Here is a 22,658-nt window from a genome sequence, read left to right on the forward strand (position 1 = left end):
CGCATGGTTGGCAATTTCAAATGAAATTCATTCGCAAAGAACGCCGCATACACAACATGATGTGGCCGCTGCTCTTGCAGGACCTTGCAAACGGGTGCTAGACGAGGCCAGATATAACGAACGGACCCACGGCAGGAGAGGCGGCAAGAATGGCCCAGTTCCCAAGCAGTTTTGACAAAGACGATCTGCTGAAATGCGCCCGCGGCGAATTATTTGGCCCCGGCAATGCACAATTGCCCGCCCCGCCAATGCTGATGATGGACCGGATTACCGACATCTCGGAAGACGGTGGCCTGCACGGCAAGGGCCATGTGCTGGCCGAGTTCGATATCACCCCTGAACTTTGGTTCTTTGACTGCCATTTTCCCGGCAATCCAATTATGCCGGGCTGCCTGGGCCTTGACGGTCTATGGCAGCTGACCGGTTTCAACCTTGGTTGGCGCGGATGGCAAGGGCGCGGCATGGCCGTCGGCGTGGGCGAAGTGAAACTGACCGGTATGGTTCGTCCAGACCGCAAGATGCTAACGTATAAAATCGATTTCAAAAAAGCGATTCAGACACGTCGCCTGACCATGGGTGTGGCAGATGGAATCGTCGAAGCCGATGGCGAGATGATCTATGATGTCAAAGATATGAAGGTCGTTTTGTCCGAGGCCTGAGCCTGACCGACCCGAAATAAGGAGTGCGCACATGCGTCGAGTAGTCGTCACCGGTCTGGGGGTAGTGTCTTCGATCGGGAATAATGCCCAAGAGGTTCTGGCCTCGCTCAAAGCAGGCAAGTCCGGGATCGAAGCCAGCGAACAGATGGCAGAACACGGATTTCGCAGTCAGATCGCGGGTACGCTCAAGATTGACGTGGCTGAACACGTGGACAAACGCACGCTGCGCTTCATGGGTCCGGGCGCGGCTTACGCTCATATCGCCATGTCTCAGGCCATTGCAGATTCCGGCCTGACCGAGGATCAGGTGGCCAACCCGCGCACAGGTCTGGTGGCTGGGTCTGGCGGCCCGTCGACAAGCGCGATGCTGACCGCGCATCAGACGGTTCTGAGTACCGGCGCAACCAAGCGGATCGGGCCGTTCGCTGTGCCGAAATGCATGTGCTCGACAATCTCGGCAAACCTGGCGACCGCGTTCAAGATCAAGGGTATCAACTATTCGATCACCTCGGCCTGCTCGACTTCGCTGCATTGCATCGGCAACGCGGCCGAACAGATCATGCTGGGTAAACAGGACGTCATGTTTGCTGGCGGCGGCGAAGAACTGGACTGGACGCTTTCGTGCCTGTTCGATGCGATGGGCGCGATGTCGTCGAAATACAATGACACGCCCGACAAAGCCTCGCGCGCGTTTGACGAAAACCGTGACGGGTTTGTGATTTCCGGTGGCGGCGGCATCCTCGTTCTGGAAGAACTGGAGCACGCGCTGGCCCGCGGCGCAAAGATTTATGCCGAAGTCACCGGCTATGCTGCTACCTCGGATGGCCACGACATGGTGGCCCCTTCGGGTGAAGGCGGTGAGCGCGCGATGCGGCTGGCGCTGGCCACATTGCCCGAAGGTCGCAAAGTCGGCTATATCAATGCACATGGAACCTCGACCCCTGTCGGTGACGTAGGCGAAGTAGAGGCTGTGCGCCGCATCTTCGGTGAAGGCAATGTGCCACCGATTTCTTCGACCAAATCGATGACTGGCCACGCGCAAGGCGCGGCAGGAGCGCTTGAGGCGATCTTCTGCCTGCTCATGCTGGACAATGATTTCATCACGCCGTCGATCAATGTCGACACACTCGCCCAAGGCATCTTGCCCGGTGAAATTGCAACTGAAGTGGTTGAAAACGCAGGACTGGACAGTGTCATGACCAACAGCTTCGGCTTTGGCGGCACCAACGGGTCCATGATTCTGTCTAAGTATAACGGGTGAAAGTGATGTCGGATCTTCTCAAAGGTAAGCGCGGCCTGATCATGGGCGTGGCCAATGACCGCTCAATCGCGTGGGGCATTGCCAAGGCCATGCACGAGGCAGGCGCAGAACTGGCCTTCACCTATCAGGGCGAGGCTTTCGGCAAACGGCTGGAACCTCTCGCTCAAAGCCTTGGCAGCGATTTTATGGTGGATGCCGATGTGACCGACGACGAGTCACTGGATCGTGCCTTTGGTGAACTGGCCCAGCGTTGGCCCACCATCGACTTTGTTGTTCATGCCATTGCGTATTCGGATAAATCCGAGCTGACAGGCCGGTTTCTGAATACCACGCGGGCGAACTTCAAACACTCGATGGACGTGTCGGCCTATTCCTTTATCGAGGTGGCACGCCGCGCCTATCCGATGATGAAGGACAATGGGGGCTCGCTGCTGACGCTGACCTATCAGGGATCAAACCGGGTGGTACCGAACTACAACGTCATGGGTGTTGCCAAGGCAGCGCTGGAATCGGCGACCCGTTATCTGGCCAATGACCTTGGCCCGGATGGTATCCGCGTGAATGCAATCTCACCGGGACCGATGAAAACCCTTGCCGGTGCCGCCATTGGCGGGGCGCGCAGGACATATAAGTTCTGCGATCAGAATGCGCCGATGCGTTCGAATGCCACTCTGGAAGCTGTTGGCGGGACCGCAGTTTACCTGACATCTGATGCGGGAGCCTGCACGTCCGGAGAAATCATCCGCGTTGATGGGGGTTTCCACGTTCTGGGCATGCCGCAACCCGATTTCATGTGACCATATCTTTCCCTGCCGCCGCCAAGATTTCACCATCTTTGGGCGGCAGGACTTCGATATGAGCAAGCTAGATCAAATCATTGCAAACAACGCACGATCAGTGCAAAGCCGGAAGAAGTCCGGTTTCCTCAGCCAGCGGGCCAGAGTGCTGCTGCTCGCGCTGACATCATTACTGCTGGTGTTTGTCTTTTTCACCCAGCCACAGGTGCGCGCGGCTGTTGAAGCTTTGATCGGCTGAAGTCCGGGCAGGCGTTCCAACCCGAACTATGTCTCAATTGATCGAGACGACTTCAATCTCAAACACCAGATCCTGTCCGGCCAACGGATGGTTTCCATCCAGGGTCACAGTCGCTTCGTTGGTGTCCACAACTGTCACAGGTACGGCCTGACCGTCCGGTGTCTGCATCTGCAGTTGAGTGCCCGGATCCAGCGGAATATCCTCGGGAATACCCTCGCGGGGGATTTCCTGACGCATCGCAGGGTTGATCGGGCCGTAAGCGTCGGTGCAGGCAATCTCGACCCGTTTCTTGTCACCTGCGGACAAACCGGGCATGGCACTGTCCAGACCGGGAATGATCTGGCCCGATCCTACCACGAACTCCAACGGATCGCGCCCATCCGAACTGTCAAAGACTTTGCCATCCAACAATGTCCCTGTGTAATGGATGCGAACCGTGTCACCTTGCTTGATTTCGGTCATAGTGGCCTCCGGCCGTTTTTAGGGGTTAAGCGGCCAACCCTAGAGATTGACACAAAGTTGTAAACCCTTGGCCCTTTCCCCCCCTTTCGCGTTGTGCCAACCTGCGCGCAATCAAAGGAGGGTCATATGGCAATCACGACCTGCGTGTTCGACGCCTACGGAACGCTGTTTGACGTAGCGGCCGCCGCCCGGCAGGCGGCAGGCGAGCCGGGGTTCGAAGCCCTGAAAGACAAATGGCCCGAGGTCGCGGGACATTGGCGCCTGAAGCAATTGCAATACACATGGCTGCGCGCTGTGGCGGATGCCCATGCGGATTTTTGGGATGTCACGCAGGACGGGCTGGACTGGGCGCTGGAAGCTGCAGGCCTGCAGGGCAACCCTGAACTGCGCCAACGCTTGCTGGATCTTTATTGGGAGTTGCAGGCCTATCCCGAAGTTCCTGCCATGTTGAAAACCCTCAAGGATGGCGGGATGCAGACTGCCATCCTGTCCAACGGATCACCGCCCATGCTGGACGGTGCTGTTCAGTCCGCCGGGATCGGCGATGTGCTGGATGACGTGCTGTCGGTCGAAAGCGTTGGGGTCTTCAAGCCCCATTCCCGTGTCTATGATCTGGTTCAGAACAGGTTTGACTGCGCCCGTGACCAGGTCTTGTTCGTCAGTTCGAACGGCTGGGATGCCGCAGGGGCCAGCGGTTATGGTTTTGTCACCGCCTGGGTCAATCGGATCGGGGAACCAATGGACCGGCTGCCGTGGACGCCAGCGCATGTACTGTCTGACTTGACCACCATTCCCAAACTGGCTGGTCTTTGATGCCGGACTTCACGACTTCGGACGGCAAGCGCATCTATTTCGAAGACCATGGATCGGGCACGCCGCTTTTGTGTCTGGCCGGATTGACCAGAAACAGCCGGGATTTCTCGTATTTTGCACCACATGCCACTGAGCTGCGTATGATTGCTATGGATTACAGGGGGCGCGGCCGCTCGGACTACGACCCCAATTTCATGAACTACAACGTCTTTCGTGAATCCCATGACGCGATTGAACTGCTGGATGTACTGGGCATCGAAAAAGCGGCCATTCTGGGCACCTCGCGGGGCGGACTGATTGCCATGGCATTGGCGGCAAGCCACCCCGAACGTTTGGCCGGTGTGATTCTGAACGATGTGGGGCCGGTCATCGAGACGTCAGGCATCGCCAAGATCATGGCCTACGTGGGCGCACAACCCACCGCGAAAACCTATGACGAAGCTGCTGCTGCCCTGAAACATGTGATGGAGCCGCAATTCCCCGGAGTTCCCCTGGAGATCTGGCGCAAACAGGCCGAAATTCAATACAAACAACAAGGGGACAGGCTGGCGCTGCGCTATGACCCGGCCCTGCGCAAAGCGCTTCTGGAACAAGCCCCGAGCGGTGCCATACCCGATTACTGGTTGTTTTTTGAAGCGCTGCGCAACATACCCTGCGGCGCGATCAGGGGCGCGAACTCGGACGTTCTGAGCGCCGAAACCCTGGCTGAGATGCATCAGCGGCATCCCAGTCTGATCTCGGCCGAAGTGCCGGATCGCGGGCATGTTCCGTTCCTGAATGAGCCTCAATCTCTGGATGTCATCAAAAAGGTATTGAAGAACGCTGCATGAGCACAATTGAAATGATCGAAGCCGCGGCCAAACGGCTTAAGGGACATGTCCGCGAGACACCAATTCTGTCGTCGCCATTTCTTGACGCGATCGCCGGGCGCCGGATTTGGGTCAAGCCGGAATGCCTGCAACATACGGGCAGTTTCAAGTTTCGGGGGGCTTGGTCTGCCATATCCGCCCTAGAGGAAGACATACGCCAGCGCGGCGTGATTGCCTATTCCTCGGGCAACCACGCGCAGGGCGTTGCGATGGCGGCGTCGAAACATGGAATTGCTTCGGTCATTGTCATGCCGTCGGACGCGCCGCACCTGAAAATCGAAAACACCCGCGCGCTTGGGGGTGAAGTTGTTCTTTACGACCGTGCAAACGAGAGTCGCGAAGAGATCGGGGAAACCATCGCCGCCGAACGCGGGCTAACCCTGATCCGGCCATATGACGAGCCTCAGGTGATTGCCGGGCAAGGTACCACCGGCTTGGAAATCGCCAGACAGGCAGCGGAACTTGGGGTTTCTCAGGCGGATGTTCTGGTCTGTTGTGGTGGTGGCGGCCTCACCTCTGGCATTGCGCTGGCACTTGAAAAACACGCCCCCGACCTAAGGGTACGCCCGTGCGAACCGGAAGGGTTCGATGACGTAAAACGATCACTGGCAACGGGACGGATTCAGAACAACAACGCGGCATCAGGCAATATTTGCGATGCCATCCTGACACCGCAACCCGGCGACATCACCTTTCCCATCCTCAACCGTCTTTGCGGGCCCGGTATTTCGGTCACCGAAGACGAGGCGCTGCGGGCCATGGCACTTGCTTTCCTGCGCCTTAAGATCGTGCTGGAACCCGGCGGCGCTGTTGCATTGGCCTCGGCCCTGTTCCGGGGCGACGAGATTGAGGGCGACGACGTGATCGTGGTCACCTCGGGCGGTAACGTCGATCCGGATATTTTTGCCAGGGCGTTGGAATTCCTGACCTGACAGGCACCCCAAACCTGTGCAAATTGCACCTGGAACGCCGGGGCTGCAAGGACCTGAGTCATGATGATCGCTGATCTGGGCGACGTGAAACTGAATTACCGTGTTGATGGTGCGGCGGATGGCGCGCCACTGGTTTTTGCCAACTCATTAGGAACAAACCTGCACCTGTGGGACGTCGTGTTACCGCACTTGCCCAAGGGGTTGCGCATCATCCGGTATGACAAACGCGGACATGGGCAATCCTCGGCTCCCCCGGCGCCTTATTCTATGGGCGCCCTGATCCGCGATGCCGAGGCGCTGCTGGATCACCTTAAGGTTCGCGACTGCGTTTTTGTCGGCCTGTCCATTGGCGGGATGATTGCACAGGGACTGGCCGTCAAACGTATGGATCAGATACGTGCGCTGGTTCTGTCGAACACCGCTGCCAAAATCGCCACACCCGCAGTCTGGCAGGATCGGATCGACGCAGTGCGTCGCGGTGGGATCGAAGCGCTGGCAGACGCCACGATGGAACGCTGGTTTTCTCGTGATTTCCGCGCGGCGCAAGACCACCTGTCATGGCGCGACATGATGATCAGCCAACCGCTTGACGGGTATCTGGGCTGTTGCGCTGCCATCGCCGGGACCGACTTCTATACACCCACAAGCGGCCTGCGCCTGCCTACACTTGGCATCGCCGGAAGCGCGGACGGCTCGACCCCGCCCGATCTGGTGCGCGAAACTGTTGACCTGATCCCCGGATCGCGGTTCGAACTGATCCGCAGAGCTGGTCATTTGCCCTGTGTCGAGAAACCCGCAGAATACGCAGCAATCCTAACCCGGTTTCTGACCGATACCGGGCATATCTGAAGGAGAACAGCGATGGCGTCTTTCCTGTTGGTCCACGGCTCCTGCCACGGTGCCTGGTGCTGGCGCGATCTGATCCCTGCGCTTGAGGCTTTGGGACACTCTGCCCGGGCCATCGACATGCCCAGCCATGGTGCTGATCCAACGCCGGTGTCCGAGGTTACACTGGACAGTTGCCGCGATGCCGTTCTGAACGCCTGCACGCCCGATACGATTGTCGTGGGTCACTCGTGGGGCGGCTATCCGATCAGCGCCGCCGCCGAGGCTCGACCGGGCGCCATGCGCGCCCTGATCTTTCTGTGCGCCTACGTGCCTCACGATGGGCTTTCGCTGGCAGATATGCGCAGGCGCGGGCCACGGCAAACCATTGCTCACGCAGTGGAAAAATCCGCAGACGGTCTGTCTTACACCGTGTCGGTAGACGCCATCCCCAGGCTGTTCTATCACGATTGTCCGGACGATATTCTGCCTTACGCCTATGCGCGCCTGTGCCCACAGGCCATTCTCCCCCAGGAAACACCACTGCCGGTCGGCACGAACTTCAACGAAGTACCCAAGGCCTATATCCGCACCACGGATGACCAAACAATCCCCACGGAGTATCAGGCGGACATGTGCGCGTTCATCCCGAAGGAACTGCGACGAACCATCGACAGTTCGCATTCTCCGTTTTTCTCGCATCCACAGGAACTGGCCGGATTGCTAAGCGAATTGGCAAGCAAATTCGGGTGATACAGCAGATTGTACGTAAAACTCTGTCTTCCCACATTCGGTGACTGTGCCTAGGGTGCCACGAACAGATCACCTGCCCGAGTCCCATGCGCCTGCCATCACTCTTCATCCTCAGCATCGTCATGATCGACGCAATGGGCATTGGTCTGGTGATGCCAATCATGCCGCAACTGATTGTAGACGTGCAGGGCAGCTCGCTTGCCAATGCCGCTATTTGGGGTGGGGTGCTGAGTACGGCTTTTGCTGCGATGCAGTTCGTCTTTGGTCCAATCCTTGGAAACCTGTCCGACGCCTATGGTCGCAGAGCTGTACTGTTGGTGTCGCTGTTCGTCATGGCGCTTGATTATATGGTTATGGCCGTGGCCGGCAGTATCTGGCTGTTGCTGGCCGGTCGTGTTGTCGGCGGTATAACCGCAGCCACACATTCCACCGCTGCCGCGTTCATGGCGGATATCTCCGATCCCAAGGACAAGGCCGCGAACTTTGGCCTGTTGGGCGCGGCCTTTGGCGTGGGTTTTGTCCTCGGCCCGGTGATCGGCGGATTGCTCAGCGAATATGGAACCCGTGCCCCGTTCTGGGCTGCGGCAGGACTGGTGGCACTGATCTTTGCCGTAGGCTGTTTCGTGATGCCTGAAACCGTAACCGACAAGACCCGGCGCGCCTTCAACTTGCGCCGCGCCAACCCGGTGAATTCGCTGCGCGCCATTGCTGCACTGCCCGGTATCCGGCCTATGCTGTGGGTCTACTTTCTGTATTCGGTCTCAATATACGTCTACCCCGCTATCTGGTCCTTTTTCACCACCGAGCGGTTCGGCTGGTCCCCTCAGATGATCGGCCTGTCACTGGGCGTCTATGGAATCGGCATGGCCGTTGTGCAAGGCGGTCTGATCCGCCCCGCAATCCGATTGTGCGGCGAGCGGGGCGCCATCATCTACGGGATGGGTTTTGAAATCCTCAGCTTCGCAATTCTGGCCTTTCTGACCAACGGGTTCATTGCGCTTTTGTTCATCCCAATCACCGCAATCGGGGCAATCACCACACCGGCACTTCAGGCAATGATGTCCAAAGCGACACCGGATTCGCAACAGGGAGAGTTGCAGGGCGTGCTGACCGCGCTCCACGCGCTTTCGATGGTCATTTCGCCCTTGGTCATGACCAGCGTATTTGCGCAATTCATTCGCCCTGACACACCGCTGTACTTGCCGGGTGCTCCGTTCCTGCTGGCACTGGCGCTGATGCTGGCCGGGTTTGTGTTGTTTCGCCGGTCCCCGCCTGTCGTGGCTTAACAACGACACACACATGACGGTTTCTACCTTGCGATCAACGCTTTCCCACGCCACCGTGGGGCCAACGGGAATGAGGGAAAACATGCAAACAATCAAAGCCGCAGTCTGCCGGGCATTCGGCGAACCCCTGGTTATCGAAGAGGTTCAGCTGACGCCCCCCGGCACGGGCGAAGTCGAAGTGACGCTGGATGCAGTGGCCATCTGCCATTCAGATATATCCTATGCCGAAGGTGCCTGGGGAGGGTTCCTGCCCGCCGTTTACGGACACGAAGCCGCAGGTGTGATCTCCGCAGTTGGAGAGGCCGCCGGGGACTTCAGGATTGGCGAACCTGTAGTTGTGACGCTGATCCGCGCGTGCGGGTCCTGCCCCACCTGTGCCGGAGGGCACCCGACAAATTGCGAAACACCGTACGACACCGTCAAAGGCCCGCTAAAAACGGCTGACGGCGATCCGCTGGAACAGGCCATGGCCTGCGGCGCGTTTGCCGAAAAAGTTGTGGTGAGCCATCGGCAGATCGTCAGGATACCCGAAAGCCTGCCCAAAGACCTGGCCAGCCTTCTGTCTTGCGGGGTGATCACCGGGGTCGGCGCTGCCGTCAACGCCGCCAATTTGCGCCCGGGTCAGGATGTCGTTGTTATCGGTGCGGGTGGTGTTGGCCTGAACGCCATTCAGGGCGCACGGATCGCGGGTGCACGGCGGATCGTGGCCGTGGACATGACTGAAGAAAAGCTGGAAATCGCGAAGGAGTTCGGCGCGACCCATGGCGTGCTGGCCAGCCTGAAAGAACCCTGGAAGGCAGCGTTCAAAGCCCTTGGCGGACGCGGTGCCGATGCGGTTCTGATTACGGTCGGCGCAATCGCCGCCTATGATCAGGCCCCGCGTTATCTTGGCCGCGGCGGTAAGGCCATCATGATCGGAATGCCGCATTCGGGCGGCATGGCCAGCTATGAACCGGTTGTTCTGGCAGCCCTGGGGCAGGGTGTTGTCGGCTCGAAAATGGGTGATGTGGTTATTCAGCGGGACATCCCATGGATGATTGACCTTTATGAGCAGGGTCGGTTGAAACTGGACGAGTTGATCTCGGGCCGCTGGTCGCTGGACCAGATCAACGAGGCCATTGCCGATACCAAAACCGGATCTGCCAAGCGCAACGTGATCCTGTTCGACAGAACCTGATCCCCCGGCTCGGAGAAACTGAGATGAAACTGCAGGATCTCGACATCATCGTCACCGCCCCACCCGCTCCGGGTTGGGGGGGGCGATACTGGATATTGGTTAAACTGACGACTGACACCGGCATCACCGGTTGGGGCGAATGCTATGCCTCGTCCGTCGGACCCGAGGCGATGCGCCACGTCATTCGGGATGTGTTCGAACGGCACATGCTGGGCGAGAACCCCGAAAACATCGAACTTATGTTCCGTCGCGCCTATTCCAGCGGTTTCACGCAGCGCCCCGACCTGACGGTGATGGGCGCATTCTCGGGGTTGGAGATCGCCTGTTGGGATATTCTGGGCAAGGATCGCGACCGCCCGGTTTACGCCCTGTTGGGCGGCAAGGTGAACGAGCGAATTCGCTCCTACACTTACCTCTACCCTTTGCCGCATCACAATCTGACCGACTTCTGGACCTCTCCCGAACAAGCGGGTGAAACAGCCGCTGAAATGGTGCGACGCGGCTATACCGCTGTAAAATTCGACCCGGCGGGCCCTTATACAATCCGTGGCGGCCACATGCCCGCGATGAGTGACATTTCCATGTCCGTCGCCTTTTGTAAGGCAATTCGCGAAGCCGTAGGGGACAAGGCCGACCTGCTGTTTGGCACACACGGGCAGTTCAACACGGCCGGTGCCATTAGGCTGGGGCAGGCGCTGGAACCATATCAGCCCCTATGGTTCGAAGAACCCACGCCACCTGATATGATCGAAGACATGGCCCGTGTCGCCCACAACGTCCGTATCCCCATCGCCACCGGAGAGCGCATGACAACCAAGGCCGAGTTTGGAGCCGTTCTGCGCGCCGGGGCTGCGGAAATCCTACAACCGGCGCTGGGGCGAGCCGGAGGAATCTGGGAGATGAAGAAAGTCGCCGCTATAGCAGAGATATTCAATGCTCAGATGGCGCCACATCTTTATGCAGGACCGGTCGAATGGGCCGCCAATATCCACCTGGCCGCGTCGATCCCGAACCTGCTGTTGCTGGAAACCATTGAAACACCGTTCCACAACCAGCTGATCAAAGGTTCCATTCAGATAGAGGACGGCTTCGTGATCGCTCCGACAGCGCCGGGACTTGGGATCGATGTCGACGAAGACCTGGCCCGCGCGCACCCGTATGAAGGTCGCGGCTTGCACTTGCAGATGCAGGAAGAGCCCTGCGATTACGTTAATGGCAATGCTTTTCAGGGCGGTGCCCCTGCAACCGAGGGGTGACAACGCAGACGGGTTTGAGGCATATTGACCCAAGATTAACGGCACAACGGTCAAAACGTGACACTCCTAGAAACCGAACCTCAGGCACACACCTCGGACACACCATCAGAAATGAAAGAAAATGCAGCCCGCGCGGCTGCATTTCTCAAGACACTGGCGCATGAAGGGCGCCTGATGATCCTGTGCCACCTTGGGAATGGCGAGAAATCGGTAGGCCAGCTTGAGGATTTGCTGCAATTACGACAAGCCGCCGTCAGCCAAATGTTGGCCCGTCTGCGTGAGGAAGGATTTGTCACCACCCGAAGAGATGGCAAAACGATCTATTATTCGCTAAGCGATGGAAATGCAGCGCAGATGATCGGTCTGCTGTACGAGCTGTTTTGCGAGCCTGCCAGCTGATCACGCCTAATTGGACACGTAACCGGCGATCACCTGCATCAGCTTGAACGCGGTTGCCGCATCGTTTTCCACAACGGCCAGGAATTCTTCCTCACCGATCCTAAGGCAGGATAGTTGTGTTTCGGCCACCATGCTCAGCGCGCGTGGTTCTTTGCGGATCAGACCAAGTTCACCCACCAATGCGCCCGGCCCCACGGTGGTGATCAACTGATCGGGTCCATCTTCCTGTGGCAGGTACAGGCCTGCCTCTCCCTCCAGCACTACATAAGCGCCATCGGTGGGCTGATCATCTTTCAGGAACACCACCTGCCCAGGCTTGGCATCGAACCATTGCGCCCCAAAAGCCAGAAGGCGCAATTGCCTCCGGTCCAGTCCCGAAAACAAGGGAGTTTGCTCCAGCGCGCGAAGTTTCCGCGCCAGATCTGCTGAAGATGCGCTGTCTTTTCCCACGTCTACCGGTCCTCCGTCCGAGACGACACGACCTTGCCGGATTTCCACGAACATGTCGAATACGTCCGGGTTTTCGAACTGGTCATTGAGGTAGAACACCGTGGCATCCGGCAACAACTCGCGCAGCTTCTTGTAGACCGACACCTGCGTTTTCATGTCGTAACTGGCCAATGCCTGCTCCAGGATCAGGATATCCGGCTTCTTGATTGTCGCGCGGGTAAACGCCAGCGGTTCGGCAAAAACCGCCGGAAGGCTCTGCCCACCCAAAGCAACCGGAATGTCATAAATCAGCTCGACCACCAAAGGACGCGCGCCGTTCTCCTCCAACACGTCCACAATGACCTTGCGGGCCTCATCCGATCGCGCGCCACCAATCTGGCTGACCTTGCCGAACAGCGCGTTTTCCATGACCGTCAATCCAGGCGCGAAATCTTCCGGGTCCAGCGGAACAAAAGCGTCCTTGAGACTTTCCAACAGCTTGTCCGAATGACTCTGCCTCAGTTCCAGAATGCGGTCCTTCAGCTCATCCGTGAACGCCGGGCCAATCTGTTCAGCCGAGACGACGAAAGGCACGGCCAACATACTGGCCAGCTGTTCGTCATCCAGCCCTGACGTTCCCTCTTTGCGGGTCTGTTCAACCAGCTCCACAGCTGCCTCATAGGTCTTTGCATCAAGACCCAGCTTGCGGAACAACGGATGGTCGGTTCCGTCGAACCCGAAGATCTGGCGCAGCATCTCGATCACGTCACGCGTCAGGGCGATCAACGTCTCATCCAGTCCCAACTCTCGCAACTGCATGAGGAAAACCTTCTGCCGGGCAAGCAAAGCCTGCGTCACCGGCACGCGAGGCGTCGCAAAAAGCAGGTTTTCTGCAACAGGCAGCGCCGGGTTGTAAGCATTCCGGTCGAAAATCAGCGCCTGCTGCTCAAGACCCGCGTCATGGACCGCCTGCCGCACAAGCGGGCGCAGCTCGACCAGTTTCTTTGCCAGTTCGCAGTGTTCGGTCGCAACAAAGCTCTGTTCAGCACCACGCCGGAACAGGGCAGCCCCGGACCCCATTCCATCAATCAGTTGCAACCACCAATCGCGCAACGCCGTCGCGTCTTCAAACCCGGCCAGCGCCGGGTCAAGCCATTCCGCCCTGAACGGATCCATGCTGTTTCCAGCCCGCAAGGTCTCGGCAAAATCTGGGTCATCTGTGGATTCAGCCAAGGGTTTGAACCGCATCGGCATCATCACGTTGTCACCCAACGTTCCCTGAAACATGACCGGGCGGGATGTGGCATACCCGATACGTGCGGCCACCACGCCCTGATGCAGGTCTGCCAGGTTCAGATCCCCCACCTGAACCGTGCCGGCAGCGGGCAAAATCTCGCGAGTCAGTAACTCCCCCATGGCGCGACGGTCCTCTTCGCTGGGTGCGGCGATACCAATCGTTTTGCCGCCGGGGAAAGTCAGATTCAGATCATCCAGCACCTGATTGCCGTCCATGTCGCGAACCGAGACGTGCTTTAGTGCTATATCGCCGCTGAGGTGGGGGCGCTCTGCTGGTTCGCCCTCGAACAGCGCTTCGTCCTTCAGTCCAGCCGGATCGAAACGGTCAACGACGATATCCCAGCGCAACGACATGTCCTGAGTTTGGTTGTAATAGGTCAGCAGCTCTTTCCAGGGTGAGCTCAGATCCTTGTACGCCGCCAGCGCCGCAACCAACGCCCCCAAAGAAACCGAGCCCTGCAACACCAGAAGGCCACCGATCAGGTAGAACATGAATGGTGTCAGCTGCGAGATGAAGTTGTTTATGAATTTCATAAAGAACTTCTTCTGGTAAATATCAAAGCGGATCGCAAAAAGCCGCCCCAATTGATCGGAGATCATAGCCCGGCGATAGCGCCAGCCGCCATTGCTGCGGAGGGTTGACGCACCTGCCGCGTTTTCGCCGATCTGGGCAGCCAACGCCCGAACTTCCTGAATACGTTTCTTGTTCAACAGGTTGATCTGACGCTGCAATTTAGGGATTAACCAGGCCTGCACCGGGATCAGGGCGACAGCGGCCAGCCCGAACCAAAAGCTTTGCAAGAACAGGAAAGAAAGGATGGTAATCATCTGACCGGCTTGCAGAACCGGCTGGCTGATCGCATCGCCCATCAGCCCACCCATCGGTTCGCTCTCAGCTGTGATCATCGAGACCATTTCGCCCTGGCTGACCCGTTCGAAATAGGGTTGCGGAAAAAGAAGCGCGCGGCTGACCAGCTGATACCGAAACCGTCGCAGCATGCGTTCGCTCAGCACACCCTTCATGGTGTTGATGCGCATTTTCATCAGCCCGTGCGCCAACACGGCAACAAGGAAAGCAAAGCACAAGATGATCAGGAAATTCGTCTGTGAAAGCGTATAGCCCCAGACATCCACTTCGGCCGTTGTCGAACCGATTGCGTCGTTGATGATACGCTTGGGCAACTCCAGCGTAAGATAGAGCAGCGGAAACAACGTCGCCGTCACAGCCAGCAGGATCAGCTGATCGCGTTTGGAGTATTTCCAGATAAAGCGGAAAATCGTGCGTTCTATGGAACCTGCCCCTACTGCTGGCTAATAACGCGGCCCGGATGCCACGCACCCAGATTCAACGGTTTGAATTTACTGCCATACTGACACGTTATGCAAATTTTTTCCCACCCGAGAATTTTCTTTATCTTATGTGAACTAGTTCATTTACGCATGGCCGTGTTATTGCCTAAAGTCAGTTTAGAACGATATCGGGAGGGTTCTTTTGACTGCCAGTATTGGCGCGGTGTTACTTATGCTTTGCCTTTTTCAGGTCAAGCACATGTTCGCTGACTACTACCTCCAGACACCGAAAATGCTCTCTGGCCGAGGCGAGTATTTTCACTTGGGACGCGCGCAGCACGCAGCAGTACATGTTGCGGGCTCTGTTATCGTGTTTGCCGCGTTTGGCGCTCCGGTATTGTTCATCCTGATTGTCGGACTGCTTGAATGGGTCATTCATTTCAATATCGATTTCTTGAAAGCTAGCTATTCAGACAAGAAACAGCTTGAGCCGACGCAGGCCGCGTTCTGGCGTGCAGCTGGGTTAGACCAGTGCCTGCACAACCTGACTTATGTGGCGATGGTCTGGGCCTGGGTGACTTTCGCGGCAACGTAGCTCGTACCAGGATATGCCGTCCGATGCGCAGCCCAGAAGCTATGCGCCTATCCCTCGGCCGGTCATAGCGAGGCAAGCTGTTAACCTGCCCCGCTCGACTTTGATCGATGCCAAAACCCGACTAGCCCAGAACCGAAAAACTGCTTTCCTCATTGATCGGGCGCTTGCGTGAGTAAAAGCCCACGTTGATGGTCCGTTTGATATAAGGCAGTTCGAATTGCAGCGGTTCCGCGTCGTGATCCGCTCCGCCTTCGCAATACGCGATCAGTGCCGCCATCATCTTACCTGCAATCGGCGCATTCTTATATTGATTCCCGCTGGACCCACAGGCCATGTAAAACCCCGGCAGGCTGGATTTGTCATAGATCGGAATCCAGTCGGTTGAGGCATCGTAAAGGTCGACCACGCCTCGCGTTTTTGATGGAATACCAAGGCTGGGTACACGCTGCGCATACCGCATGGCCTGCGTTGTCCATTGATCGGTGAATTCACGATTGTAGTTCACATCGTCTTCGCACCACTGATGTGGATCACACTCCGGATCCTCTGATCCCACAAGGATGTGATTGCCGTGTTCCGGGCGGCAATAGCAGGCGATGTCACTGTCCGAAACTATGGTTCCGTCGTTTTCAAAATCGAACCCTTCCGGGGCGGGGACATGCACGACCTCTTGCCGCAGGGGGCGGGTCTTGATGGTCATGTCATCCAGAACGCCTGCCATCCCATTGATGATAGCCGAGCCCGGCCCGGCCACGTTCACGACAACCCTTGCGCGGATTTCTTCGCCTGAAGCAAGTTTTACACCGGAAACACGTCCATCCTCGGTCAGGATCTCGGTTACTTCGGCACTGGTGCGAACCTCAGCTCCGTGCTGTTTGGCAGCATCCATCAGGTTTTGCGACGACAAGGCCGGGTCGGTGACGTACCCCGCCTGAGGCCAGTACACTCCACCCGACATCTTTCGCCCGTTGGACTGGCCGAATTCCGGGTCATCCATACGGCGTGCCGGGGCAAAGCTGTCCAGCGAATAAACCGGCAGGCGTTCAACCACTTTATCCCCCGACCATTCTTCGAACGGGCAATCCAGTTCTGATGAATTGCGCATGTGCTTTTCCAGCATCCCGTTCGCCTCGGTCTTCATAACCAGGCAGCCGGTTTCCCTGAACTGAGCCAGATTAGCCCCCTCTGGCAGGTCAAGATAGTCAGCCCAGTCGCGCCAGTAATGATAGCCTTCCCAGGCAAACGCCGTTCCGTCGAAGGTGGAATAGTGCATCCGGATTATCGCGCAGGACCCGGCGGTTGAACCGTGCCCAACCTGTGCGTTACGATCCAGAGACAGGGTTTTCCAGCCCGCCTTGGACATTTCGAACGCAATGGCCGCGCCGATCACACCTGTGCCAATGATGATTGCGTCTGGTTGACTCATGTCGGGTCTCCTTTCCAGTAGCGCCGGGAATATGCGCTGAATTCTTCAACTTCTTCGGGTTTCGGTTCGACGCCCGTAAAGGCGTATAGGTAATGCGGCACCATCGAGATCCGCGTCTCGAAGGATTCGTTCAATTGTGCCAGGTCGTATCCGATCTGCATGTAATACAGCACGCGCGCGCGCGTTTCGGACTCGATCTCGGAATAGCCGTATCTCGCGAACATCGCGTGCAAAGCCTCAAGCCGCCGAGTGTCTGACTGATCCAGCGCACGGCGTACTTTGCCCGATTTACGCGCCCAGTCGCGCACGGCAAAGTCCAATGCGGTGTCAAACAAATCTGTGTTGACCACACAACGATGCACGTTGCAGACCGCGCCCGTTATCGTTTCGGCTGGCGCTTCGGCCTGTTTTACAAGCGCAACCGTATTGGTCGCCTGCCACCGAGCCAGCAGTGCATCCAAAAGTTCCTGTCTGGACTTGAAGTACCAGTAGAAGGATGAACGTGACACGGCCATCCGCTCGGCCAGGTTAAGAACCTTGATCTGGTCCACCCCGTCCGAAATCAGCACGTCCATCGCCACGTTCAGCCAATCGTCGCGGGTCACCTTGATATTGCCGATCAGGGGCTCGGCTTCGGGATCATCGCGGTGAAGGATAGGTTTGTTGTTCATTCAACTCTCCGGTGGCGCCCCGCCCTCTGCGGTGCGGCGTGCAATAAGGTCCTGCAAGGCTCCAAAACGATCATTGTCTATGGCGGGGGCCTTGAAATTGTTCAGGATACCCTTCCAAACCCCCGTTGCACGGTGGTTGGCATCCGTCGATCCTCGCTCGGTCCATGTGCCGAAATTGGCGTAGTCATGGACATGCGGTTGATAGAACTCGGTGGTGTAGCGCTCCATCGTCTGGGGGCAGGCAAAGAAATGACCGCCGGGCGCGACCTCACGCAAGGCGGTGTCAAAGCCGATCTCGGCGAACCCCGCCTGCGCGCCTGCGCAAAGCTCGGCCACCATGTTCAGCACCTCGGCATCACAGACCAGCTTTTCGAAGGATACGGTCAATCCCCCTTCCAGCCAGCCCGCTGAATGAATGATCACAGTCGCGCCGGCCATCAGGCAACCCCAAAGGCCAAACTGGTTTTCATTCGCCGCCTGTACGTCGTTGCTGTTTGACGCCGACCCTGCTGCCGACCGCCAGGGCAGGCCAAGGTGACGCGCCAGTTGGCCTGCGGCAAGTGACGCCTGAAAATGCGAGGGCGTCCCGAATGCAGGTGCGCCGGATTTCATGTCCACATTGCTGGTGAACGTGCCATAACAGACCGGAGCGCCCGGTCTGGCCAGCTGCGTCAAGGTCAGCGCGGCAAGCGCCTCGGCATGGGACAGGGTGATTGCCCCGGCCACGGTGATCGGCGCCATCGCCCCCATCAGAGTGAACGGAGTGATGATCGACATCTGACCGTGGCGCGCAAAGTCGATCAGCCCTTGCGCCATGGGAATATCCAACGTGCGCGGGCTGTTTGTGTTGATGATCGTGTAACAATGCGCATTGCCCCGAAACTCATCATCCGACAGACCGCGCGCCGTGGACAGCATCTCAAAGCAATCCATGACCTGCGGCGTGCCGCGCGAGAAGAGGAACGGAAACTTGTCGGTCAGTTCCATCTGCGCTTGTGTCGTGAAGTAGTGGCGCAAATGCGTCGGTACATCCTGAGGTTCAACTTGAGGCGAGATCATCTGGAACACATCGAAATGATGGGTGAGCTTCAGAAACTCCAGATAATCCTGACTGGTCGCCGGGCGACGGCCACGTTCCAGATCGGTTGCGTTCGGCGCGCCTGCCCCCGGTTGAAAAACCAGCGATCCCAGTTCCAGAGTAAAATCCCGATGCCGTGAACCGGCGCGACAAGCGATAGATTTGGGTGCCGAGGAAACAGCAGCCTCAACCATCTCGCGCCCGATAAAGACCATTTCACTGTCTTCATCCACGCGCGCACCACCCTGCTTGAACAGCTTGCGTGCCTCGGGAAGCAAGGTCTTTACACCCAACTCCTCGAGCGTACGCAACGCTGTCTCGTGCATGTTCGCGATCTGGTCAGCCGGGAACACCTCCATCAAAGGGAAAGGGTTCCTGAGCTGGCGATAGTTCACGTCGCGGCTGGGCTGCGGGGCAGCCTCGCCTCCTCGCCTTCGGCGTCGTCGGTCCGGAGCCGTCATGATCAGCCCCGCATCGCTTTGCCCTGAGGGTCGTAGGGCGACGGTGCAATTACCCGCGCCGGACATTCCACACCCACCACATGGACAGACAGTTCCGTACCCGGGTCCACCTTGTCACGGTCAATCAAGGCCATCGCCAACGACTTGCCGATGTGGTGCCCATAACCGCCTGAGGTCACAAAACCAACGCGTTCGCCGCCGGCCCAGACCGGTTCATACCCGCTGGCGTCGGCGTCCAACGCATCGATTTCCAGTGTTACCTGTACCTGCGCCGGGCCATTGCCATCCCGTTCGGCCAAAGCGGCCTCCTTGCCGACGAAATCCTTGTCCCAGTCGATCCAGCGATCCATGCCGGTCATACCGGGTGTGTAAGCCTGCGTGAACTCTGCCGACCAGATGCCAAAGCTCTTCTCAAGCCGCGTTGACAGCATCGCATTGAAACCGCACTCGCGGATTCCCTCTTCTGCACCAGCTTCCAGCAAAATGCGGCGCAGTTTGATGTGATCGCCATAGCGGCAGTTGATTTCATACCCTTTTTCGCCGGTCACCGACATACGAGCCACGCGGGCACGGACGAGGCCGATATCGAAATCACCGCAGCCCATGAATTTCAGGCCCGAGATATCCTGTTCGGCCAGTTTCTCGACCACCACCTGCGATTTCGGTCCAACCACGGCGAACCCGCAATACTCCTCTCCCAAGTCACGGACGGTGACCCCTTCCATCATATGATCGTTGAACCATCGCATATGCCACGCGCGCAGGTAATAGCTGCCCATGATCCACCATGTCCCGTCGCCCCAGTTCAACACGGTCAGATCGCCTTTGAGCCGCCCGTCCTCGCCCAGCATCGGTGCCAGCTTGGCACGACCCGGGGCGGGTAGTTTCGACGCCATAACGTTATCCAGCCATGCTTCAGCATTTGGGCCGGAAACCTCAAAGCGGGAAAAGCCCGTGATATCCATCAGGCCCACGCCCTCGCGGATGGTTCTGCATTCAGCGGCCACGATGTCGTGCGCGTTCGAACGTTTGAGCGTTGGCGTTTCCTCAAACCCTTTGGGTGCGAAATACAGCGGCACCTCCAGATCCCAGCTGACACCCCATTTGCAACCGGCCTCGGTCATCGCGTCATGCGCCGGGGCCATCTTCAGCGGGCGACCCGCAGGCAGTTGCTCGTTCGGATAGGTCATCACGAAGCGGCGCGAATAGAACTGGCCAGTGGTTTCACGGATATACCGCTTGTTCTGTGCGAAATCACCATAGCGCGCCACATCCATCGGCCAGGCATCCGCTTCGGGCTCGCCATGGATCATCCATTCGGCCAGCGTTTTGCCAACACCCCCACCTTGCAGGAAGCCCGCCATCACAGCACAGGCCGTCCAATATCCCCGTTTGCCCGGAACCGGACCAACCAGCGGGTTACCATCCGGTGAGAACGTAAACGCACCATTGACCCATGTCTTGATGCCCACGTTCTGGATCGACGGATACCGCTCAAAGCCCAATGTCAGTTCGTTCTCGATCCGGTCAAGCTGTTCCTGAAACAGTTCCTCGCCATAGTTCCACGGCGCTCCGTCCATCGCCCAGTGTTCATGATCGACCTCGTAGATTCCCACCAGAACACCCTTCTGGTCCTGCCGCATATAAGTGAATCCTTCGAGGTCCACGGTCATCGGCATCTCGAAATCCGCCTGCGCAACTTCTGGCACCGTGTCCGTGATCAGATAGTGATGCTTCAACGGCGAGACTGGCAGCTCTACCCCGGCCATGCGCCCAACCTGCTTGGCCCAGAGCCCGGCCGCGTTGACCACATGTTCACAGGTGATCGTGCCCTTATCGGTCACCACCTGCCAGCCATCTGCCGTCTGGATCAGCTCTTCGACCTTGGTTTCCTCATAATATTCGGCACCACGTTTCCTGGCCGCAGTCGCATAAGCCTGAACTGTGCCTGTCGTATCGATATACCCTTCGCGATCCGCCCACATCGCGCCCAAAACACCGTCGGTTGACATGATTGGGCAGCGTCTCCGTGCCTCTTGCGGGGTCAGCAGCTCGCAATCATCAATGCCGATTGACTGGAAGATGCGGTAATTGGCCTGCAACCACTCCCAGCGTTCAGGCGTACCGGCCAGCGTCAGACCACCGGTCATGTGCAAACCGATATTCTGGCCCGATTCTTTTTCGATCTCACTCAGTAGGTCAATTGTGTAGGCCTGCAACGAGGCCATGTTCGGATCCGCGTTCAGGGCATGGATGCCGCCCGCTGCGTGCCATGACGATCCCGATGCCAGCCGCCGCCTCTCCAGCATGACCACATCCGACCAGCCGAATTTGGCCAGATGATACAGAACCGAAGCACCAACGACGCCCCCACCAATGACCACTACGCGATATTGGGATTTCATCCCGACCTCCCTGAACAGAATCTGGGAAGACGCTAGTGGCACTGTTCAGTTCTGTCTAGACATTTATGTACAGTACGGAATGCGAGAACTCTGCCGAATGCTTTGCAAACCTAAAGCTGGGCGCTTGGGCGGGTTTTCACGCTTTCAAACCAAACCTGCGTGTTCGTATTGCCGTCCGGTATCCGCATCTTAATGACGCGCGCGAAATCGACAAAAACAAAAGTGGATATATCCGCCAGAGTGAATTCATCGCCCGCAACATACGCGCTTTGCTTCAGCCGCGCCTCCAGCAGTTCAAAAAACGACGCACCCCGCTCGCGCCCACGCTGCGCCAGTTCGGGGATCTGCGCATGATTTACCGTGCCGGGAATGGCACGGTCTTTGAACGCCGGGTGGCTGTTGCGCAAAGCCTCAGCGATGGGCGCACCACCCTGCTGCTCGGCAATTGCGTTCCACATCAAGACCAACCCTTTTTCATCAGCGGTACGGCCCATTAAGGACGGCTCGGGGAAACGCGCTTCAAGATACGCGGCGATGCCAAGATTTTCGGTCAGGACTGCGCCTTCATCCGTTACCAGAACCGGGATTGTAGCCCGGGGGTTCACTGCACGAAACTCAGTGCTCAACTGCGCGCCCTCAGCAATCGAGATTTCGTGCGTTTCGATGTCCAACCCTTTTTCCGCGATAAACATGCGGGCACGGCGCGGGTTTGGGGCCGTAGAGCAATCGTAGAATATCATGCAGGCCCCTTCTCTCTGGTCAGCGCCGATAGATGAAACAGCGCCCTTCGACGGCACCCTCGGGCAACGGCATTTCCTCCAGCGCCTCGAAATACATCCGGTCGCTTGATACCATTAATCCACCCCGCGCCAGCAAGGGCTCGATAAACGGGGAAACAAGCCGCGCAAAGATGTCGTTCTTTTCGCGATTATGCCCCCCAAGGTCTGCATGAATCAGGCTTGCTGTCGGTCCAAACCTGTCGACCGCCGCTGGCAGCGTCTCGCGCACATCCCCCAAGATCACCCGATCCTCGGGCGGGGTTGAATCAGGGTGCGAAGCCACCGCGCGTTCGAACACAAAGACAGGGCGTCCATCGATATGCTGCACAAGATGATGATAGGTGCGCCCATTGCCCAGACCCAGTTCAAACACCGGGCCAGCCATGCCTGCCGTTTGCGCAATCGCGTGATCCAGGCAGGCGCGCTGCGACACCATACGATCGATAAACAAGTCCAGACGGCTTTGATTCTCGGACACTGGCAAATATCTCCTTGATACCA

General features: G+C 57.9%; 22 protein-coding genes. 14 read left to right on the forward strand and 8 right to left on the reverse strand.

The genetic code is table 11. The features are described 5' to 3' along the window. The first annotated feature begins 149 nt into the window (after positions 1 to 149). Genes fabA through ACR0M3_RS12830 form a run of 4 tightly spaced genes read left to right on the forward strand, consistent with a single transcriptional unit; the run spans position 150 to position 2,955 of the window. On the forward strand, positions 150 to 659 hold the full coding sequence (gene fabA, locus ACR0M3_RS12815; protein WP_267366099.1) for a bifunctional 3-hydroxydecanoyl-ACP dehydratase/trans-2-decenoyl-ACP isomerase: 510 nt from the start codon (positions 150 to 152) through the stop codon (positions 657 to 659). A gap of 31 nt (positions 660 to 690) precedes the next feature. Beyond that, positions 691 to 1,920, forward strand: coding sequence for a beta-ketoacyl-ACP synthase I (fabB, locus tag ACR0M3_RS12820; RefSeq protein ID WP_267366100.1), 1,230 nt, complete (start codon positions 691 to 693; stop codon positions 1,918 to 1,920). A 5-nt stretch (positions 1,921 to 1,925) separates the two neighbouring features. After that, a complete protein-coding gene (locus ACR0M3_RS12825) occupies positions 1,926 to 2,717 on the forward strand; it encodes an enoyl-ACP reductase FabI (RefSeq protein ID WP_267366101.1) in 792 nt (263 codons plus the stop codon). Positions 2,718 to 2,775: 58 nt separating this feature from the next. Beyond that, positions 2,776 to 2,955, forward strand: a complete 180-nt coding sequence (locus tag ACR0M3_RS12830) for a hypothetical protein (RefSeq protein ID WP_267366102.1) — start codon at positions 2,776 to 2,778, stop codon at positions 2,953 to 2,955. A gap of 33 nt (positions 2,956 to 2,988) precedes the next feature. Here ACR0M3_RS12830 and ACR0M3_RS12835 read toward each other — a convergent pair whose 3' ends face one another. Then, complete coding sequence (locus ACR0M3_RS12835; protein WP_480507095.1) at positions 2,989 to 3,417, reverse strand: FKBP-type peptidyl-prolyl cis-trans isomerase; 429 nt, start codon at positions 3,415 to 3,417, stop codon at positions 2,989 to 2,991. Between the two features lie 126 nt (positions 3,418 to 3,543). Here ACR0M3_RS12835 and ACR0M3_RS12840 point away from each other — a divergent pair, with 126 nt between their 5' ends. From ACR0M3_RS12840 to ACR0M3_RS12880, 9 genes are all read left to right on the forward strand, one after another. Next, a complete protein-coding gene (locus ACR0M3_RS12840; RefSeq protein WP_480911154.1) occupies positions 3,544 to 4,230 on the forward strand; it encodes a haloacid dehalogenase type II in 687 nt (228 codons plus the stop codon). Next, entirely contained in the window at positions 4,230 to 5,060 is an 831-nt protein-coding gene (locus ACR0M3_RS12845) for an alpha/beta fold hydrolase (protein ID WP_480900161.1), read from the forward strand. Before ACR0M3_RS12840 ends, ACR0M3_RS12845 begins: the two co-directional genes overlap by 1 nt. Next, on the forward strand, positions 5,057 to 6,031 hold the full coding sequence (locus tag ACR0M3_RS12850; protein WP_480900163.1) for a threonine ammonia-lyase: 975 nt from the start codon (positions 5,057 to 5,059) through the stop codon (positions 6,029 to 6,031). The genes ACR0M3_RS12845 and ACR0M3_RS12850 overlap by 4 nt, the downstream gene beginning before the upstream one ends. 60 nt (positions 6,032 to 6,091) lie before the next feature. Further along, on the forward strand, positions 6,092 to 6,880 hold the full coding sequence (pcaD, locus tag ACR0M3_RS12855; RefSeq protein WP_480911158.1) for a 3-oxoadipate enol-lactonase: 789 nt from the start codon (positions 6,092 to 6,094) through the stop codon (positions 6,878 to 6,880). Between the two features lie 12 nt (positions 6,881 to 6,892). Continuing rightward, positions 6,893 to 7,609: an alpha/beta fold hydrolase gene (locus ACR0M3_RS12860; RefSeq protein ID WP_480911160.1), complete on the forward strand. Its 717-nt coding sequence runs from the start codon at positions 6,893 to 6,895 to the stop codon at positions 7,607 to 7,609. Positions 7,610 to 7,695: 86 nt separating this feature from the next. Next, positions 7,696 to 8,895, forward strand: a complete 1,200-nt coding sequence (locus ACR0M3_RS12865; protein WP_480911163.1) for a TCR/Tet family MFS transporter — start codon at positions 7,696 to 7,698, stop codon at positions 8,893 to 8,895. A gap of 82 nt (positions 8,896 to 8,977) precedes the next feature. Then, positions 8,978 to 10,072 (forward strand): Zn-dependent alcohol dehydrogenase, encoded by a 1,095-nt coding sequence (locus ACR0M3_RS12870; RefSeq protein ID WP_480622813.1) that lies wholly within the window; start codon positions 8,978 to 8,980, stop codon positions 10,070 to 10,072. 23 nt (positions 10,073 to 10,095) lie between these two features. After that, positions 10,096 to 11,328 carry a mandelate racemase/muconate lactonizing enzyme family protein gene (locus tag ACR0M3_RS12875; protein ID WP_480622814.1) on the forward strand — a complete coding sequence of 411 codons (1,233 nt, stop codon included), beginning with the start codon at positions 10,096 to 10,098 and terminating at the stop codon, positions 11,326 to 11,328. 111 nt (positions 11,329 to 11,439) lie between these two features. Next, complete coding sequence (locus tag ACR0M3_RS12880) at positions 11,440 to 11,727, forward strand: ArsR/SmtB family transcription factor (RefSeq protein WP_480473809.1); 288 nt, start codon at positions 11,440 to 11,442, stop codon at positions 11,725 to 11,727. Positions 11,728 to 11,733: 6 nt separating this feature from the next. On the opposite strand, the gene ACR0M3_RS12885 is transcribed toward ACR0M3_RS12880, so the two are convergent. Beyond that, positions 11,734 to 14,730: a cyclic nucleotide-binding domain-containing protein gene (locus ACR0M3_RS12885; RefSeq protein ID WP_480911223.1), complete on the reverse strand. Its 2,997-nt coding sequence runs from the start codon at positions 14,728 to 14,730 to the stop codon at positions 11,734 to 11,736. A gap of 244 nt (positions 14,731 to 14,974) precedes the next feature. Between ACR0M3_RS12885 and ACR0M3_RS12890 the strand changes: the two genes are divergently transcribed. After that, entirely contained in the window at positions 14,975 to 15,337 is a 363-nt protein-coding gene (locus ACR0M3_RS12890; RefSeq protein ID WP_480488349.1) for a DUF3307 domain-containing protein, read from the forward strand. Between the two features lie 121 nt (positions 15,338 to 15,458). Here the strand turns inward: ACR0M3_RS12890 and ACR0M3_RS12895 are convergent, their stop codons facing one another. The 6 genes from ACR0M3_RS12895 to ACR0M3_RS12920 form a co-directional block, all read right to left on the reverse strand. Then, positions 15,459 to 16,763 (reverse strand): NAD(P)/FAD-dependent oxidoreductase, encoded by a 1,305-nt coding sequence (locus ACR0M3_RS12895; protein ID WP_480911167.1) that lies wholly within the window; start codon positions 16,761 to 16,763, stop codon positions 15,459 to 15,461. After that, on the reverse strand, positions 16,760 to 17,434 hold the full coding sequence (locus ACR0M3_RS12900; RefSeq protein ID WP_480911169.1) for a TetR/AcrR family transcriptional regulator: 675 nt from the start codon (positions 17,432 to 17,434) through the stop codon (positions 16,760 to 16,762). The genes ACR0M3_RS12895 and ACR0M3_RS12900 overlap by 4 nt, the downstream gene beginning before the upstream one ends. After that, complete coding sequence (locus ACR0M3_RS12905; RefSeq protein ID WP_480911172.1) at positions 17,435 to 18,973, reverse strand: trimethylamine methyltransferase family protein; 1,539 nt, start codon at positions 18,971 to 18,973, stop codon at positions 17,435 to 17,437. A gap of 2 nt (positions 18,974 to 18,975) precedes the next feature. After that, positions 18,976 to 21,378 carry a GcvT family protein gene (locus ACR0M3_RS12910; protein WP_480911175.1) on the reverse strand — a complete coding sequence of 801 codons (2,403 nt, stop codon included), beginning with the start codon at positions 21,376 to 21,378 and terminating at the stop codon, positions 18,976 to 18,978. 110 nt (positions 21,379 to 21,488) lie between these two features. Next, complete coding sequence (locus ACR0M3_RS12915; RefSeq protein WP_480911177.1) at positions 21,489 to 22,118, reverse strand: glutathione S-transferase family protein; 630 nt, start codon at positions 22,116 to 22,118, stop codon at positions 21,489 to 21,491. A gap of 19 nt (positions 22,119 to 22,137) precedes the next feature. After that, complete coding sequence (locus ACR0M3_RS12920) at positions 22,138 to 22,635, reverse strand: class I SAM-dependent methyltransferase (protein ID WP_480538644.1); 498 nt, start codon at positions 22,633 to 22,635, stop codon at positions 22,138 to 22,140. Positions 22,636 to 22,658 lie beyond the last annotated feature (23 nt).

It is taken from the genome of Ruegeria sp. O5 (assembly GCF_056535105.1).

What these genes read in the sequence shown, in the direction of transcription:
- ACR0M3_RS12905 (WP_480911172.1), bottom strand. Translation starts at nt 18,973, where the DNA reads ATGACGGCTCCGGACCGACGACGCCGAAGGCGAGGAGGCGAGGCTGCC.
- ACR0M3_RS12890 (WP_480488349.1), top strand. Translation starts at nt 14,975, where the DNA reads ATGCTTTGCCTTTTTCAGGTCAAGCACATGTTCGCTGACTACTACCTC.
- ACR0M3_RS12910 (WP_480911175.1), bottom strand. Translation starts at nt 21,378, where the DNA reads ATGAAATCCCAATATCGCGTAGTGGTCATTGGTGGGGGCGTCGTTGGT.
- ACR0M3_RS12880 (WP_480473809.1), top strand. Translation starts at nt 11,440, where the DNA reads ATGAAAGAAAATGCAGCCCGCGCGGCTGCATTTCTCAAGACACTGGCG.
- ACR0M3_RS12870 (WP_480622813.1), top strand. Translation starts at nt 8,978, where the DNA reads ATGCAAACAATCAAAGCCGCAGTCTGCCGGGCATTCGGCGAACCCCTG.
- ACR0M3_RS12835 (WP_480507095.1), bottom strand. Translation starts at nt 3,417, where the DNA reads ATGACCGAAATCAAGCAAGGTGACACGGTTCGCATCCATTACACAGGG.
- fabA (WP_267366099.1), top strand. Translation starts at nt 150, where the DNA reads ATGGCCCAGTTCCCAAGCAGTTTTGACAAAGACGATCTGCTGAAATGC.
- ACR0M3_RS12840 (WP_480911154.1), top strand. Translation starts at nt 3,544, where the DNA reads ATGGCAATCACGACCTGCGTGTTCGACGCCTACGGAACGCTGTTTGAC.
- fabB (WP_267366100.1), top strand. Translation starts at nt 691, where the DNA reads ATGCGTCGAGTAGTCGTCACCGGTCTGGGGGTAGTGTCTTCGATCGGG.
- ACR0M3_RS12830 (WP_267366102.1), top strand. Translation starts at nt 2,776, where the DNA reads ATGAGCAAGCTAGATCAAATCATTGCAAACAACGCACGATCAGTGCAA.
- ACR0M3_RS12865 (WP_480911163.1), top strand. Translation starts at nt 7,696, where the DNA reads ATGCGCCTGCCATCACTCTTCATCCTCAGCATCGTCATGATCGACGCA.
- ACR0M3_RS12850 (WP_480900163.1), top strand. Translation starts at nt 5,057, where the DNA reads ATGAGCACAATTGAAATGATCGAAGCCGCGGCCAAACGGCTTAAGGGA.
- ACR0M3_RS12900 (WP_480911169.1), bottom strand. Translation starts at nt 17,434, where the DNA reads ATGAACAACAAACCTATCCTTCACCGCGATGATCCCGAAGCCGAGCCC.
- ACR0M3_RS12845 (WP_480900161.1), top strand. Translation starts at nt 4,230, where the DNA reads ATGCCGGACTTCACGACTTCGGACGGCAAGCGCATCTATTTCGAAGAC.
- ACR0M3_RS12860 (WP_480911160.1), top strand. Translation starts at nt 6,893, where the DNA reads ATGGCGTCTTTCCTGTTGGTCCACGGCTCCTGCCACGGTGCCTGGTGC.
- pcaD (WP_480911158.1), top strand. Translation starts at nt 6,092, where the DNA reads ATGATGATCGCTGATCTGGGCGACGTGAAACTGAATTACCGTGTTGAT.
- ACR0M3_RS12875 (WP_480622814.1), top strand. Translation starts at nt 10,096, where the DNA reads ATGAAACTGCAGGATCTCGACATCATCGTCACCGCCCCACCCGCTCCG.
- ACR0M3_RS12825 (WP_267366101.1), top strand. Translation starts at nt 1,926, where the DNA reads ATGTCGGATCTTCTCAAAGGTAAGCGCGGCCTGATCATGGGCGTGGCC.
- ACR0M3_RS12915 (WP_480911177.1), bottom strand. Translation starts at nt 22,118, where the DNA reads ATGATATTCTACGATTGCTCTACGGCCCCAAACCCGCGCCGTGCCCGC.
- ACR0M3_RS12895 (WP_480911167.1), bottom strand. Translation starts at nt 16,763, where the DNA reads ATGAGTCAACCAGACGCAATCATCATTGGCACAGGTGTGATCGGCGCG.